Genomic DNA, 14105 nt, shown 5'->3' on the forward strand with positions numbered 1-14105 from the left:
GGTGAGCGGCGGCCCCGGCCGCCTCAGTCAGTGGTCGATCTCGACCACGACGTCCCCGGGCTCGACGGAACCGGAGACGACCGGGACGACTCCAGCCAGGGAGGCGGTGTTCGTCACGACGAGGATCGTCGTGGGGTCCTTGTGCTCGGCGCGCAGGACCCCGAGGTCGACCTCGGTGAGCAGGTCGCCGCGATCGACGCGCTGACCTGCCGTGACGGCGGGGCTGAAGCCCTTGCCCCCCAGCTCGACGGTGTCCAGGCCGATGTGGATGAGCAGCTCGACGCCGTCGTCGGTCCGGATGCCGTAGGCGTGGCCGGAGTCCATGGCGGTGACCAGGGTCCCCGAGGCGGGTGCGACGATGCGCAGGGAGCCCTCACCGGCCGGGGTGATGCCGACGCCGTTGCCCAGGGCCCCCGAGGAGAACACCGGGTCGGTGACCTGCTCGAGGGGCACCGCCCGGCCCGCCAGGGGAGAGCCCAGCGTGACGGTGGGCTCGGCGTCGGGCGCCTGGACCGAGTCGGACGCCCCCGCGGGCTCGACCTCAGCGGGGTCCTTGAAGCCGAGCGCCAGGGTCAGGCTCAGGGAGATGACCACGGCGACCACCATGCCGACGAAGGTGAGCGCGAGGTTGCCGTAGTTGAGCAGCGCCGGGATGCCGATGAGCGAGGGGAAGACGAAGGAGTCGGTCGCCCCACCGCCCGCGGCCACGATGATGCCGCCCACGGCACCACCGACGCAGCCGTACAGGAAGGGCCGCTTGAGGGGCAGGTTGACACCGTAGATGGCCGGCTCGGTGATGCCCGCCAGGAATCCCGACAGGGAGGCCGGACCGGCGAGCTGGCGCATCTTGGCGTTGCGGGTGCGGATCATGACTCCGAGGGTCGCCGCAGCCTGTGCGAGCACCGCCGGGAAGATCGGGCCGGCCATGAGGGAGTAGCCCGGGTCGTTGTACTGGGCGAGCATGACCGGCACGAGGCCCCAGTGGACGCCGAACATGACGAAGACCTGCCAGAAGGCGCCCATGACCGCGCCGGCCAGCCACGGGACCGTCTCGAACAGCGCGTTCATGGCCGATGCGATCCCGTCCGAGGCGGCGGTGGTCAGCGGGCCCACGGTGATGAGGGTGAGCGGCACCATGATGAGCAGCACGAGCAGGGGCACGGAGAAGTTGCGGACCGCCGAGGGCAGGATCCGGGTGAGTGCGCGCTGCAGGTGGGACTGGACCCACACGGCCACGATGATCGGCACGAGGGAGGAGGCGTAGGAGGTCATGACCACCGGGATGCCCGCGAAGGTGACGGCCGTCCCGGCGTCGTTGAGAGCAACGATGTCGGGGTAGACCAGCGCCCCGGCCAGGGCGACGGCGGTGATCTCGTTGGCCTTGAAGTGCCTCGCTGAGGTGATGGCGAGCAGGATCGGCAGGAAGTAGAGTGCCGAGTCTCCGGCCGCGTACAGGATCGTGTACGTGGTCGACCCCTCGCTCAGCCAGTGCAGCGTCACGCTCAAGGAGAGGAAGGCCTTGATGAGGCCGGCCCCCGCCAGGGTCCACACGACCGGGTTGATGAGGGCGGAGACCACCTTGATGAAGCGGTCGAAGAGGTTGCCGCCACCGCCTCCGGCATCCTCCTGCCCGGTGGCGGCCGAGGTGAGGCGGCCCAGCTCCTCGAAGACGACCGGCACGTCGTTGCCGATAACCACCTGGTACTGGCCGGCCGCCTGGACGACCGTGACCACCCCCGGCAGCCCCTTGATCTCCTCGGTCGCCGCCTTGGACTCGTCGACCAGGACGAGGCGCAGCCGGGTGGCGCAGTGGCTCATCGAGCGGATGTTGGCCTCACCCCCGACCTTGTCGAGCAGCTGCGGCGCCAGCGCCGCGTAATCGGTCTTCGCCATGGGAACGGTTCCTCCTCGAATCGTGCGTGACACGCAAAAAAGACCCGAGGCGCACGACTGTCGTGCGTCTCAGGTCTTGCCTCATGGGTGAGTAACAACCCTGTGCCTAACGGCTATGGCGAGCATAGGAGCGGCGGCGACGGAACACAAGTGATGCACGTCACGCACGAGCGTCGGGGGAGGCTGCCCGTGCCCGAGCTGGTCAGGGGCGCCGGCGCCCCGTTGCGGGCCCGGGGCCGGCGCCCCGGGCGCCCTCAGCTGAGGGCCGCGGCCACGGCGAGCGTGAGGGAGTCCTGGAAGCGGGTCTCGCGGTCCTGGGAGCTCATGTCCTTGGAGTGGTCGAGCAGGTGGTCGGAGACCGTGAGGACCGCCAGCGCCTGGGTGCCGAACTCTGCCGCCACGCCGTAGAGCGCCGCGGCCTCCATCTCCACGCACAGGGTGCCGTAGCGCGCGAGCCTCTCCGTCTGGCCCTCGGGGGTGAGGTAGAAGTGGTCGCGCGAGATGATCGTGCCGGCGTGGACCCGGCCCCGGATGCCTGAGGCGGGGTTCTGGGCGGCTCGCCAGGCGGCGTCGGCCAGGCGGAAGTCGGCCACGGCGGAGAAGTGGACGCCGGGGACGCGCAGCTGGTTCATCGAGGAGTCGGTGTGTGCTCCGGTGGCGATGACGACGTCGCCGACCTCGACCTGCTCGGCGATACCACCTGCGGTGCCCACGCGGATGATCCTCTCGACGCCGAACTGGCCGAACAGCTCGGTGGCGTAGATCGTGCAGGAGGGCTGCCCCATGCCCGATCCCATGACGCTCAGCGGCCTGCCGTCGACGGTTCCGGTGAAGCCGAGCATGCCGCGCACGTCCGTGACCAGCCGCGGGCTGTGGAGGATCGCCTCGGCGATCCGCTGGGCGCGGCGGGGGTCGCCGGGCATGAGGACGGCGGGGGCGAAGTCCCCCGGCTGTGCGGCGATGTGCGCTGTGGCCATGACGGTCCTTGTCGTGAGTCGGGAACGGGACGGACGGGGCCACGGCCGATGGCGTGGCTGGTGGCCGCGGGCCTCCGGCAGCGCCCGCGCCGGTCCCAGTCTCGCACAGGGCGACGGTCCCAGATGGTGGGATGTAACCTGATTGTTCGCCATGGGGGGATACCGTCCTGGCAGCCGCCCTCCCTGTGCGGCTCCGGGCGCACGTTGTCGGCGCCCGTGTCCATCCTCCGACCAGCACTGAGGCCAGACAATGTCCGCAACACAAGCACCCCCCGCGCCCGAGCGCGAGCAGTGGAGCAGCCAGATCGGCTTCCTCATCGCGGCCATTGGTTCCGCGATCGGCCTGGGAAACATCTGGCGCTTCCCCGGCGTCGCCTACACCAACGGCGGTGGCGCCTTCATCGTGCCCTACGTCGTCGCGCTGCTGTGCGCGGGGATCCCGGTGCTGTTCCTCGACTACGCGATCGGCCACCGCTACCGGGGATCGGCACCGGCCGCCTTCCGCAGGCTGTCGCGCCCCTTCGAGGTGCTGGGGTGGTGGCAGGTCTTCATCTGCTTCATCATCATGAGCTACTACGCCGTCGTCGTGGCCTGGGCGGTGCGGTACATGGTCTTCTCGGTCAACACCGCCTGGGGCAAGGACGCCACCGCCTTCTTCAACAGCTACATCGGCCTGGGCGAGATCTCCGATGCCGGGGTGCCGGCGGAGTCCTTCACCCCGGTCGCCGGGGTCATCGTCCCGCTGCTCCTCGTGTGGGCCTGGGGCATCGTCACGATCGCCCTGGGCGTGTCCAAGGGCGTGGAGAAGGCCAACAAGGTCTTCCTGCCGCTGCTCGTCCTCATGTTCATGGCCCTGGTGGTGCGGGCGCTCATGCTGCCCGGTGCCGTCGACGGCCTCAACGCCCTGTTCACCCCGCAGTGGTCCGCGCTGAGCGACTACAAGGTGTGGATGGCCGCCTTCGGGCAGATCTTCTTCTCGCTGTCCGTGGGCTTCGGCATCATGCTCACCTACTCCTCCTACCTCAAGCGGCGCTCCAACCTCGTGGGGACGGGATTCGTGGCCGCCTTCGCCAACTCCTCCTTCGAGATCCTGGCGGGCATCGGGGTCTTCGCGACCCTGGGATTCATGGCCCACAGCCAGTCGGTGGCGGTCTCTGACCTCGAGGGAATCACGGGGGTGGGCCTGTCCTTCATGACCTTCCCGACCGTCATCTCCCAGATGCCCGGCGGGCCGCTGTTCGGGGTGCTGTTCTTCGCCTCCTTCTCCATGGCGGGGCTGACCTCCTTCATCTCCATCATGCAGGTCGTGGCCGCGGGAGTCGGTGAGAAGCTCAACGTCTCGACGGTCCATGCCGTCCTCATCACCGCCCTGCCCGCCGCCGTGCTGTCCCTCCTGCTGTTCGGCACCTCCTCGGGCCTCTACCGGCTCGACGTGGTCGACGCCTACATCAACAACATCGGCGTGGTCGGCTCGGCCATCGTCATGTGCGTCGGCGTCGCCTACGTGCTGCGGGCCACGGGCCTGCTCTCCCGTCACCTCAACGCGGTCTCCGAGACCCGGGTCGTGGGCGCGTGGTGGAAGGTCCTCGTGGCCGTCGTCGTCCCGGTGGTCCTGGGTTACATGTTCGTCCAGACGGCATGGTCCTACGCCACCGACGGCTACGGCTACGCCAAGAGCTTCGAGGCGGTCTTCGGCTGGGGGATGCTCTTCCTCGGAGCGGTCGTCTCGGCGGTCATGGCCCTGTCCCCGTGGAGCAGCCCCGTGGACGACTTCCAGCCGGTCGAGCTCGAGGGCCTCGGAGCCTCTGGGAAGGGGGTGAGCTGAGATGACAGGTCCCGCGATCCTCCTGCTGATAGCGGCCATCGTCGTCATCTGGGGCGGTCTGGCGGTGTCCGCGACCGCGCTGTACCTGCGCGGCAGGCGGGAGCAGGCCCAGGCCCGCGCCGAGGCGAGCGCCTTGGCGCACAAGCACCTGACCGACCCATCGCACGGCGCCTGACCGTCCCGGCGAGCGGGCGGCTGACCGGGCCGCCCGCCGCGCGTTCACGGTGCCCGGTGCTGACCAGGCACAATGCGACCATGAGTGACACGAGTCCCGAGAGCCCGCTGCCCGTCCTGGTCGCCTTCGACCTGGACGACACCCTCGCCCCGTCGAAGTCGCGGATCCCCGAGCCGATGGCCCGGGCGCTGCGCGAGCTGCTCGACGTCGTGCCGGTGTGCATCATCTCGGGAGGACAGATCCTCCAGTTCCGCGACCAGGTCCTCGCCCACCTGGGAGCCTCCGACGTCGAGCTGTCCCGCCTGCACCTCATGCCCACCTGCGGGACCCGCTACTACGTGCACTCCGAGACCGGGCCAGGGACCGAGGAGGTTCCCGGATGGGACCTCGTCTACGCCAACGACCTCTCACCCGAGCAGGTCCGGGAGTGCTTCGCCGTCGTCGAGGCTCAGGCCCGTCGCCTCGGCCTGTGGGAGGAGCGGACCTGGGGGCCGATCCTGGAGGACCGGGGCAGCCAGATCACCTTCTCGGCCCTGGGCCAGGAGGCCCCCTTGGAGGCCAAGAAGGCCTGGGACCCCACGGGGGACAGGAAGTCCCGGCTCCGTGACGCCGTCGCACCGCTGCTGCCCGAGCTCGAGGTCCGCTCGGGAGGCTCGACGAGCATCGACATCACCCTCAAGGGCGTCGACAAGGCCTACGGCATGCGCACGCTCTCCGAGGTCACGGGCATCGGCATCGAGGACATGCTCTTCATCGGCGACCGCCTCGACCCAGCGGGCAACGACTACCCGGTCAAGGCCATGGGGATGCGCTGCCACGCCGTCAAGGGGTGGGAGGACACCGCCGTCTTCGTCACCGAGCTGGCCGCCAGGATCGGCGCAGGGGGCGGTGCGGTGCGGTGAGCGGGAGCAGGCCAGGGCGGTCGCGCCTCGGCCCCGTCGTGTCGTGGGCGGCCTCGGTGCTGTCGGCCGCGCGGCGCGCGGCGGGGCGCCTGCGTCGCGGCGGGCGCAGGTGCCTGCGGGCCGTGAGATGGTGGTGGTCCTCGCGCACCGAGTCCTTCCGCACGGTCGTGCGGACCCTGGGCCTGCTCGTCGTCACGGGCGCCTTCTCGCTCGCCCTGGGCGTGTCCACCGCGACGGCCTCCTCCCCGGTGGGGCCCCACATGGCGACCTGGTCGGTGACCCTGGACTCCACGGCCACCCTCGACCTGGGGCCCCTGGGCTCCGCGAGCGTGGACTCACCGGCCGGGATCCTGGGCGTCGAGGTCGTTCTCGGTGAGATCCCCGCCGAGGCCGACGCGGGCCAGGGTGCGGTACCGGTGTCGACCCGGGCGCTGGGCGAGGCGCTGTCGGCCGACGGCGCCTCCTACGTCTCACTGGCCTCCCACCCCGAGCTGACCATCGACAGGGGCGTGCGCGCCCTGGTCGACGACGGCCTGCGCCGCGCCGGGCTCATCGAGTCGATCATCCTGTGCCTCGTGGCCGCCGCGCGTCTGGCCGCCGGGGGGCGACTGCGTGACGCGGTGCGGGCGGCCCTCACACGCGACACCGCCTCGGTGCTCATGACCGCGTCCGCCGCCGTGACGGTCGTGGCCCTCGTCGTGCCCGCCCTGAGCACGAGCACCCCGCGCGGGGCGCGGATCCCAGCGTTGGAGGGAACGCCCTGGCAGGACGCGCGCCTGTCGGGCAGGATCGCCGACGTCGCGCAGGCCTACGGGCCACGGGTCACGGAGTTCCTGGCGGACAGCGACGCCTTCTACGCCAGCGCGCGCACCAACCTCGAGACCGCCTGGGCGGCCTCGGAGGATCTCGAGGGCGTCGTCGACGTCACCGCCGCCCAGGGCCGGGTCCAGGACCCCCAGGGCGTCGAGGCGGCGGCAGAGGCGGCCAGGACCCGTGCCCTGAGCACCCCCGCGCAGCGCAGCACCGACCCTGGCGCCGCGCCCGCCGAGGACGAGCCCGCCGGGACCGGCACCGGGTCGGCGGCAGCCGCCGCCTCGCCGAGCGGTGCAGGCGGCTCCGCCTCGCCCTCGCCCTCGCCGTCGCCCGGGAGGATGACCGCGCCCGGGGCCACGGGCCCGTGGGCCGTGCGGGACCAGGGGAGGACCACCGTCGTGCTCACCACCGACCTGCACTGCAACCTCGAGGTCATCACGCTGGCCGGCGTGCTCGACGAGCTCGCCGGGGCCGACATCCACATGGATGACGGCGACCTGACGATGACGGGCTCCGAGCCCGAGCAGCTCTGCGTCGACGCGCTGAGCAGGGCGGTGCCCCCGGGGGTCGAGCGGGTGGCCACGATCGGCAACCACGACTCGGCCTCCACCGCCGCGCGCCTGAGGGCGCAGGGCTGGACGGTGACCGACGGCACCGTCCGACGGGTCGGGGGCCTGACGGTCCTGGGTGACGTCGACGCGGACCGGAGCCCGGCCGGCGGCACCTACCAGCGGGGCGGGGAGAGCGCCGTGCAGCTCGGCCAGCGCCTGGCCCAGACCTCGTGCCGCTCCGCGCGCTCGGGCACCGAGGTCGACGTCGTCCTCATCCACCAGCCCTACACCTTCGGCCCGCTGGTCGCCGACGGCTGCGCCCCGCTGCTCCTGGCCGGACACGTCCACCAGGAGCGTGGGATGAGCGTGTCCGAGGGCGGCAACGGGCAGGTCGCCCAGCTGGTCTCCGGCGCGGGGCAGGGCGGGGTGTCGCTCGGCCAGGTGACCGAGGACGCCTACATGCACGTCCTGTCCTTCGACGCCGAGGGCCGGGTCCTGGCCTGGCGCGCCGTCGTGCTCCACCCGGACGCCTCGGTGACCGTGGGGGCGTGGCAGCCCCTGCCCGTGGCCGGTGGGCAGGCAGGCGGGGCGCAGGCGCAGCCCACGGGGTAGGTGCGCGGGACCCTCCCGGCAGGTAGGGCACAATGGCGCTGTCGCCCAGTGCACCGGAGAGGCCGGGCAGGGCGAGCCCACCGAGGAGATGCCGATGGCCCACGTGCCCACCGAGGCCGAGATCGACGCGATGAGCGATGAGGAGCTCGAGGCCTACCTGGACGGCTCGGACCCCGAGCGCGCCCAGGACGAGGCGGGCGGCCCTCCGGAGCACAGGGAGGCCGACGGGCCGGTGTGGCTGCGCCCCGGCGGGGCCCCGCGCTCCTACGGGTGGCTCCTCGTCGTCGGGTCGGTGCTGGGCATCGTCGCCAGCTGGGAGCTCATCCGTGCCCAGATCACCCTGCTGCGTGAGCCCTTGGCCGAGCTGACCTGCGACGTCAACCCCTTGGTGTCCTGCGGGGACTCCCTCAACGTCTGGCAGGGCAACCTCCTGGGCGTGCCCAACTCCTTCGTCGGGGCGATGGCCTTCGCGGCGCTTCTCGTCCTCGGGCTGCTCCTGGCCTCGGGACGGTCCCTGCCGCGCTGGATGTGGTGGGGGATGTCGGCGGGCTGCCTGGGGGGCATGGTCTTCGTCTCCTGGTTCCTCGGTCAGTCGCTGCTCGTGCTCGACAAGCTGTGCCCCTTCTGCATGCTCATCTGGGCGGTGACCATCCCCGTGTCCGCAGCCACCTGGGGACAGGCCGCTCTCGGCGGTCACCTGGGCCTTCCACGGGCAGCGGCACGACGCCTGCACGCCGCCCGCTGGTGGCTGGCGGGGGCGATGTACCTCGTCGTCATCGTGCTCGTCCTCGTGCGCTTCTGGGACGCATGGGCGGCGATGCTGTGAGCCCGGCGGATGCTGGTGCGGCCGAGGACTCCGCCGTCACCCAGGACTACCTCAAGGCAGTGTGGGTCGCCGTCGAGATGGGCGGGGTCGGGGCCTCGGTGACGGGGCTCGCCCGGCGCATGGGGGTGGCGCCGTCGACCGCCTCGGAGAACGTCGCGCGGCTGGTCGAGGCAGGCCTGCTCGAGCACGACCCGTACCGACCCGTCACCCTGTCCCCGGAGGGGCGCCGTCGCGCCATGGCCATGGTCCGGCGCCACAGGCTGCTGGAGACCTACCTCGTCGAGGTCCTCGGCTTCGAGTGGGACGAGGTCCACGCCGAGGCCGAGGTTCTCGAGCACGCCGTGTCCGACAGGCTCCTGGACCGGCTCGACGCCGCGCTGGGGCACCCCGAGCGTGACCCGCACGGGGACCCGATTCCCTCGGCTGACGGCCGCCTGCCCGATCTCGGCCTGGACCGCCTCGAGAGCTGCCGGGTCGGAGGCGGGGGAGTCGTGGGACGCATCCGCGACGACGGCGAGACCCTCAGGGCGCTGGGACGTGCCGGGATCGGGCTGGACACCGCGCTGACGGTCACCGGCCGCACGACCCTGCCCGCTGTCGGCTCCGAGCGTGACGGCTCTGACTCCAGGGGCCTCAGGGAGGCGGGCCTGCCTCGGGGCGCGACCGTCGTGCGCGTGCGTGGGCAGGGCGACGGCCCGGAGGCCGTCGTGCCCGACGGCGCCGTGTGGCTGCGTCGGTGACCTCGGGCGTCACGGTGTCGGCCGGCCGGGCAGGCCGGTGCGTGAGCCGCACTGGTGGGAGGATGGGGCGCATGAGCACGCTGTTCACCAAGATCATCAACCGCGAGATCCCCGGGCGCTTCGTGTGGGCCGACGAGACCTGCGTCGCCTTCGCCACGATCGAGCCGCACACCGACGGCCACGTCATGGTCGTGCCGCGCCTGGAGGTCGACTCCTACGTCGACGCCCCCGACGAGCTCGTCGCCCATCTGGCGGTCGTGGCCAAGCGCATCGGTGCGACCCAGACCCGCGTCTTCGACGCCCCGCGCGCCGGGCTCGTTGTCGCCGGCTACGGCGTGGACCACCTCCACCTCCACGTCCTGCCTATTCGTGACGAGGCGGACCTGTCCTTCTCCTCAGCACGTCGAGACCTGCCTCCCGAGACGATCGACTCCGCCATGGAGGCCCTGCGAGCAGGACTGAGACAGGACGGCTGGGGCGCCAACGTGCCGGTTCGCCTCGACGCTCCCACCCTCCCCTGACCCGCCCCACCTCCCGCGAGATCGGGACAAATGGCACCTCGAGATCGGGACTAATGACACCTCGAGATCGGGGGAAGTGACACCCCGAGATCGGGACTTGTGGCACCTCGAGTTCGAGGGAAGTGACACCTCGAGATCGGGGGAAGTGGCACCTCGAGATCGGGACTAATGGCACCTCGAGATCGGGGGAAGTGGTACGTCGGGCTGGTCTTCTCGCCGAGCCCCCGCCTGGGCGTCCGGCTCGTCTCGTCGTCGACCGGTCATGTGACTGTCGACCGTCTATGTGACAGCGAACGCCCGGTCGAGAGTTACATGACCGGTCGGGGGACACATGACCGGTCGAGGGTGGTCGGGGTGTGCGGGGACGGGGTGTGTGGCCGGTCCGCCGTGGTACTCGGCCCTGGGCCGGGTCGGGGCCGGGCTGGTCGGCGTTGGCCAGACCGGGGCCGGACCGGGGCTGGGCCGGGGCCGGGTTGGTTAGTGTCGGCCGGTCCGGGGCTGGTCCGGGGCCCGGCCTCGACACCCGTGGGTGCGGGTGCTGGTGGGGGCGGCGAGGTGGTGCACACATCAACTATCCTCGCGGCCCAGGTGGATGCCTGTGATTGAGCCGAATAATGATCGTCTTGTAGCAGGCGGAGCGGGTGTCTGTGTGCGTCGAGGGGGTTGTTGCACATCTCAGGCCTCCACGGCCGTCTCCGCGATGGGGGCCGGTCGGGGGGATCGGCGCGATTCCGCGGTTTCTCCCCGCCGCCCCCCGGCCGCCACGCGCCTGTTCTGTGCATCACACCCGGGTGGGGGCGCCAGCCACGCCCCGGACGCCCCCGGGCTGACCGTCACGCCGGGGCGCCGGCCCGTCAGCCCGTGCCGGTCATCCGTTGACCGGGCCCTCCGCCCGTGCCGCATCCGCCCTGTCGGGGCCAGGCCGGGTCGTGCATCGGCGATGCGGGGTACAGGATCGTGCTCCACGCCGACCACGGCACCGCTATCACGCTCGCCACCTCACACTACTCGGCGCCCGAGATCGAGACATACAGCGCAGGAGCTGGCGGTGACGACCCGCCGTCCCGGTCACCTTCGTGCCGATCACGACGCCGTCGTCGCCGACACGGCCCCGGCCACATCCGGGTGTACCGGATGCGGCGATCTCGGGGTGCCATATGTCCCGATCTCGGGGTGCCATATGTCCCGATCTCGGCGAGGGGATAGGCTGAGCCCCTGCACCGGGACTGCTCGACGCCGTGGATGCGCGGGCGGTCCTGTCCATGCCACGACCACGGATAGAGAGCACCGCCGCGATGACCGACCACAGCGCCCCGACCCAGGGCGACCAGGACGACACGCCCTACCGCTACACCGCGGCACTGGCCGACCGCATCGAGACCGCCTGGCAGGACCGGTGGGAGGCCGAGGGCACCTTCCACTCCGACAACCCCGTCGGCGCGCTGGCCGGGCCCGAGGCGGCCAAGGAGAAGTTCTTCCTGCTCGACATGTTCCCCTACCCCTCGGGCAAGGGACTGCACGTGGGCCACCCGCTCGGTTACATCGCCACTGACGTCGTCGCCCGCTTCTCCCGCATGACGGGCAAGAACGTCCTGTACACGATGGGGTACGACGCCTTCGGCCTGCCCGCCGAGCAGTACGCCGTCCAGACCGGCCAGCACCCGCGCGTGTCCACCGAGGCCAACATCGCCAACATGCGCCGTCAGCTGCGCCGGCTGGGCCTGTCCCACGACCCGCGCCGGTCCCTGGCCACCATCGACGTCGACTACGTGCGCTGGACGCAGTGGATCTTCCTCCAGGTCTTCAACTCCTGGTTCGATCCCGACGCCCCCCGCCGCGACGGACGGGGCACGGGTGCCGCGCGCCCTGTCGCCGAGCTCGTTGACAAGCTCGCCTCCGGGGAGGTCACCACCCCTGACGGCAGGGCGTGGGCGGAGCTGAGCGCGGGCGAGCAGGCCGACGTCGTCGACTCCCACCGCCTGGCCTACGTCTCCTCGGCGCCGGTCAACTGGTGCCCCGGCCTGGGCACGGTCCTGGCCAACGAGGAGGTCACGGCAGAGGGCCGTTCAGAGCGCGGCAACTACCCGGTGTTCAAGCGCAACCTGCGCCAGTGGATGATGCGCATCACCGCCTACGGCGACCGTCTGGCCGAGGACCTCGACACGGTGGACTGGCCCGAGAAGGTCAAGCTCATGCAGCGCAACTGGATCGGGCGCTCCGAGGGGGCCGAGGTGACCTTCGAGGTCCCCGCCGCCGCAGGGGGCCGGGGCGACCGGCTGCGCGTGTACACGACGCGTCCCGACACCCTGTTCGGCGCCACCTTCATGGTCGTGGCCCCCGAGCACCCGATGCTCGGAGGGCGTCTCGGGGCCGACGCCGAGACCGACGCCGCTGCGCTGGACGTCCCCGCCGCCTGGCCCGAGGGCACGCGCGAGGCGTGGACCGGCGGGCACGCCACGCCCGCGCAGGCGGTGGCCGCCTACCGTGCGGCCGCGGCGGCGGCTACCGAGGCCGAGCGGACCGACGAGGGGCGCACGAAGACCGGTGTCTTTACCGGGATGTTCGGTCTCAACCCCGTCAACGGCGAGCAGGTCCCGGTCTTCGTCGCCGACTACGTCCTCATGGGCTACGGGACCGGGGCCATCATGGCCGTGCCCTCGGGAGACCAGCGGGACTGGGACTTCGCCCGGGCCTACGACCTCGACGTCATCGCCACGATCGAGCCTCCCGAGGACTTCTCCCTGGAGGAGGCGGCCTGGACCGGTGACGGCGTCGTGGTCAACTCCTCCAACGGCGACCTTGACCTCAACGGCATGGACAAGGACGAGGCCAAGGCGGCCATGACCGCCTGGCTGGAGGCCCGGGGCGTCGGACGCGGGGCGGTCACCTACCGGCTGCGCGACTGGCTGTTCTCCCGCCAGCGCTACTGGGGTGAGCCCTTCCCCGTCGTGTGGGACGAGGAGGGCCGGGCCCACGCCCTGCCCGAGTCGATGCTGCCCGTCGAGCTGCCCGAGGTCACCGACTACTCCCCGCGGACCTACGACCCCGACGACGCCGCCAGTGAGCCCGAGCCGCCGCTGGGCAAGGCGGAGGAGTGGGTGGAGGTCGAGCTCGACCTGGGGCAGGGCCCAAGGACCTACCGTCGCGAGACCAACACGATGCCCCAGTGGGCTGGGTCGTGCTGGTACGAGATGCGCTACGTCGACCCTACCGACGAGGCCCAGCTCATCGACCCGGTCAACGAGGCCTACTGGATGGGTCCGCGCCCGGAGTCAGGCAACACCTCAGGGGGGACCGACCTGTACGTCGGCGGGGTCGAGCACGCCGTCCTGCACCTCCTGTACTCCCGGTTCTGGCACAAGGTGCTCTTCGACCTCGGGTTCGTGTCCTCCTCCGAGCCCTACCACCGCCTGTTCAACCAGGGCTACGTCCAGGCCTACGCCTACACCGACGCGCGCGGCCAGTACGTGCCGGCCGAGGAGGTCGAGGAGGTCGAGGGGGACGACGGCGCCGTCGTCTTCACCTGGCGGGGTGAGCCCGTCTCGCGCGAGTACGGCAAGATGGGCAAGTCCCTCAAGAACATCGTCACACCCGACGACATGTACTCCGCCTACGGGGCCGACACCTTCCGGGTCTACGAGATGTCGATGGGCCCCCTGGACCAGGACCGGCCCTGGGACACCCGCGCCGTCGCCGGCGCCCAGCGCTTCCTCCAGAGGCTGTGGCGCAACGTCGTCGACGAGGCCACCGGCGAGGTCACGGTCGTCGACGACCCGGCTGACGAGGCCACCCGACGCCTCGTGGCGCGCACGATCGTCGGCGTGCGCGCCGACTACGAGGGCATGCGCCTCAACACCGCGATCGCCAAGCTCATCGTGCTCAACAACCACCTCACCGGGCTGAGCGCCGTCCCGCGCGAGGCGGTCGAGGCGCTCGTCCTCATGGCCGCGCCGGTCGCCCCGCACATCAGCGAGGAGATCTGGCGGCTGCTGGGCCACGAGGCCTCTCTGGCCCGCGAGTCCTTCCCTCAGGTCGAGGACCCGGCGCTCCTGGCAGCCGAGACGGTCACCTGCGTCGTCCAGGTCAAGGGCAAGGTCCGCGACCGTCTCGAGGTCTCCCCGGACATCGACGACGCCGAGCTCGAGAGGCTGGCCCTGGCGGCACCGGGCGTCGTGCGCACCCTGGACGGCAGGGGAGTGCGCAAGGTGATCGTGCGCGCCCCCAAGCTCGTGAGCATCGTCCCGGAGTGAGCCCGCCGCGAGACGCGGGG

Annotated in this window: 10 protein-coding genes; 8 read left to right on the plus strand and 2 right to left on the minus strand. The window is 71.4% G+C overall.

Annotation, left to right across the window (positions count from 1 at the left end; all coding sequences use genetic code 11):
- Positions 1-27: 27 nt before the first annotated feature.
- Both EL245_RS00765 and deoD read right to left on the minus strand, forming a co-directional pair.
- Positions 28-1893: a beta-glucoside-specific PTS transporter subunit IIABC gene (locus EL245_RS00765; RefSeq protein WP_126381197.1), complete on the minus strand. Its 1866-nt coding sequence runs from the start codon at positions 1891-1893 to the stop codon at positions 28-30.
- A 254-nt stretch (positions 1894-2147) separates the two neighbouring features.
- Entirely contained in the window at positions 2148-2870 is a 723-nt protein-coding gene (deoD, locus tag EL245_RS00770) for a purine-nucleoside phosphorylase (RefSeq protein WP_126381199.1), read from the minus strand.
- A gap of 250 nt (positions 2871-3120) precedes the next feature.
- Here deoD and EL245_RS00775 point away from each other — a divergent pair, with 250 nt between their 5' ends.
- The 8 genes from EL245_RS00775 to EL245_RS00810 all read left to right on the plus strand — a co-directional run bounded on the left by EL245_RS00775 (position 3121) and on the right by EL245_RS00810 (position 14085).
- Positions 3121-4695 carry a sodium-dependent transporter gene (locus EL245_RS00775; protein WP_126381201.1) on the plus strand — a complete coding sequence of 525 codons (1575 nt, stop codon included), beginning with the start codon at positions 3121-3123 and terminating at the stop codon, positions 4693-4695.
- Between the two features lies 1 nt (position 4696).
- Positions 4697-4870, plus strand: a complete 174-nt coding sequence (locus EL245_RS00780) for a methionine/alanine import family NSS transporter small subunit (protein WP_126381203.1) — start codon at positions 4697-4699, stop codon at positions 4868-4870.
- 80 nt (positions 4871-4950) lie between these two features.
- Positions 4951-5772, plus strand: coding sequence for an HAD hydrolase family protein (locus EL245_RS00785; RefSeq protein ID WP_126381205.1), 822 nt, complete (start codon positions 4951-4953; stop codon positions 5770-5772).
- Positions 5769-7748, plus strand: coding sequence for a metallophosphoesterase family protein (locus EL245_RS00790; protein ID WP_232009811.1), 1980 nt, complete (start codon positions 5769-5771; stop codon positions 7746-7748). The genes EL245_RS00785 and EL245_RS00790 overlap by 4 nt, the downstream gene beginning before the upstream one ends.
- A gap of 94 nt (positions 7749-7842) precedes the next feature.
- Positions 7843-8574 (plus strand): vitamin K epoxide reductase family protein, encoded by a 732-nt coding sequence (locus EL245_RS00795; RefSeq protein ID WP_126381207.1) that lies wholly within the window; start codon positions 7843-7845, stop codon positions 8572-8574.
- Positions 8556-9314, plus strand: coding sequence for a metal-dependent transcriptional regulator (locus tag EL245_RS00800; RefSeq protein WP_126381208.1), 759 nt, complete (start codon positions 8556-8558; stop codon positions 9312-9314). Before EL245_RS00795 ends, EL245_RS00800 begins: the two co-directional genes overlap by 19 nt.
- A gap of 71 nt (positions 9315-9385) precedes the next feature.
- Positions 9386-9835 (plus strand): HIT family protein, encoded by a 450-nt coding sequence (locus EL245_RS00805; RefSeq protein ID WP_126381210.1) that lies wholly within the window; start codon positions 9386-9388, stop codon positions 9833-9835.
- Between the two features lie 1295 nt (positions 9836-11130).
- Complete coding sequence (locus tag EL245_RS00810; protein ID WP_126381217.1) at positions 11131-14085, plus strand: leucine--tRNA ligase; 2955 nt, start codon at positions 11131-11133, stop codon at positions 14083-14085.
- Positions 14086-14105 lie beyond the last annotated feature (20 nt).

The sequence above is a fragment of the Actinomyces howellii genome, assembly GCF_900637165.1.
Lineage (GTDB): Bacteria > Actinomycetota > Actinomycetes > Actinomycetales > Actinomycetaceae > Actinomyces > Actinomyces howellii.

What these genes read in the sequence shown, in the direction of transcription:
- EL245_RS00785 (WP_126381205.1), top strand. Translation starts at nt 4,951, where the DNA reads ATGAGTGACACGAGTCCCGAGAGCCCGCTGCCCGTCCTGGTCGCCTTC.
- EL245_RS00775 (WP_126381201.1), top strand. Translation starts at nt 3,121, where the DNA reads ATGTCCGCAACACAAGCACCCCCCGCGCCCGAGCGCGAGCAGTGGAGC.
- EL245_RS00795 (WP_126381207.1), top strand. Translation starts at nt 7,843, where the DNA reads ATGGCCCACGTGCCCACCGAGGCCGAGATCGACGCGATGAGCGATGAG.
- EL245_RS00780 (WP_126381203.1), top strand. Translation starts at nt 4,697, where the DNA reads ATGACAGGTCCCGCGATCCTCCTGCTGATAGCGGCCATCGTCGTCATC.
- EL245_RS00810 (WP_126381217.1), top strand. Translation starts at nt 11,131, where the DNA reads ATGACCGACCACAGCGCCCCGACCCAGGGCGACCAGGACGACACGCCC.
- EL245_RS00800 (WP_126381208.1), top strand. Translation starts at nt 8,556, where the DNA reads ATGGGCGGCGATGCTGTGAGCCCGGCGGATGCTGGTGCGGCCGAGGAC.
- EL245_RS00805 (WP_126381210.1), top strand. Translation starts at nt 9,386, where the DNA reads ATGAGCACGCTGTTCACCAAGATCATCAACCGCGAGATCCCCGGGCGC.
- deoD (WP_126381199.1), bottom strand. Translation starts at nt 2,870, where the DNA reads ATGGCCACAGCGCACATCGCCGCACAGCCGGGGGACTTCGCCCCCGCC.
- EL245_RS00765 (WP_126381197.1), bottom strand. Translation starts at nt 1,893, where the DNA reads ATGGCGAAGACCGATTACGCGGCGCTGGCGCCGCAGCTGCTCGACAAG.